Below are 1,650 nucleotides of genomic sequence, written 5' to 3' on the forward strand. Positions count from 1 at the left end.
ATATTTAAAACAAAATATCTTTAAAACATACCAATTGTCGATTGTTATCAAAATCCCAGCTATGGAACGAACCACCATGACAATACTCTACATGAGAGCATGACCTGCATGATTCGCAACTATCAGATAAATCTCTTCTGAAAACCTGAAATTTATTGTCCCACACATCTTTAAAACATAACATAAGATTATCTGTTCCAAAATCTCTCTTGATATTTTCCAAAAATCTTTGATACTGTAAAGGCATTAGGAGTCTTAAATAAATAACTTGATATTTTATGAATGCTTAAAACCACGAATAATATAATTCCAATCAGTAAGCGGCTCAATACGTTCAATATCAATTCGAGCATAATCCCTCTCAGAAACTTTGATTCCAGTTTGGTACTCATTTTCATCCAAAATGCATTTTACTTTTAAGCCCTTTGATGTTGTGGTAGAACCAATCAGATCAATCACAGTTTCAATATCAATCAAAGGCTGTCCAGCCCATTTTTTGGATACATAACAAAATAGCCTGTGTTCAATCTTATTCCATTTTGAAGTTCCTGGAGGAAAATGAGATACAAGCACCTCTAACCCTGTTTCTTCAGCAAATTTTGCAAGCTGAACTTTCCATAAATGAAGGCGTGAACCATTGCTGCCTCCTCCATCGCAGTTAATATAAATGCGCTTTGCATCTGGATAGGTTTCTTTTCCAATATGAAGCCACCATTGGTAAATGCTGTTCACGGCAAATTCAGCTGTATCATGACTAATTCCAAGATTGACAAATCCCGTATTTTTGTCCACATCATAAATACCATATGGTGCAACTGCTCCTAATTCCTTGATTGGGAAATCGTGCTCCAATACTTTTCTTGCATCACCTTTGCGGCGATATTCCGCTCCGCCATTTTTGAAATTGCCGATATTCTCTTTCTTCTTACAATCAATAGAGATGACTGGTACTCCCTGCGAAATATATTGCTGTGCGGTTGCATTGATATATTCAAACTGCGCATTACGATCCGGATGTGGTGTACCAACCTGCAGCATTTTCTGATTCAGCTGCTTGCTGTAGCCCATCTTAGTCAATTCCTTGGAAACTACAGTATGACACACTTCAATTCCATAATCAGCTTTTAATTTTTCCGCTATATCCATTAATCCCATTGTAGTCCAATGAATTATTTTTTCAGGATCACCGCATATTTTACCATCTATGATTTCTTCTATTGCTTTTTGAATATTCGGATATTTTTCTGATGAGGACTTTCTTCCGCCACCTGGTTTTCTTACCCTGTCAGGATTTTCTTTTTCTTTATGAGATTTGACTTCTTCAATTCCTCTATGTACCGTATTGACAGAGGCTCCAGATAATCTTGCTACAAGTGACTGCCCACCACGACCAATTGATATTGCCACTGTTCCAAGAAACAATCTATACTGTCTTTCATTAAGAATTGGCTTCATATATTCAATTTGGTTTTTCAGCTCATTTTCTGATATATTAACAAACATATTTTTCCCTCACTTTTTATGGTATATCTGTATTATATCACTATTTGAGAAAATTTGCAAGTTATTTATTTAAAATTCCTAAAGTGCCGAATCGGGGTGAACTTCCGCAGTATTATATTTCAGACTGTCATGAGCCGATTATCAGCC

The 1,650-nt window shown here is 36.0% G+C and carries 1 protein-coding gene; it reads right to left on the reverse strand.

What is annotated here, in order from left to right:
* Positions 1–276: 276 nt before the first annotated feature.
* A complete protein-coding gene (locus tag ACKI2P_RS08420) occupies positions 277–1,503 on the reverse strand; it encodes an ISAzo13 family transposase (protein ID WP_407376792.1) in 1,227 nt (408 codons plus the stop codon).
* Positions 1,504–1,650 lie beyond the last annotated feature (147 nt).

This window comes from Methanobrevibacter sp., assembly GCF_045541095.1.
GTDB lineage: Archaea > Methanobacteriota > Methanobacteria > Methanobacteriales > Methanobacteriaceae > Methanocatella.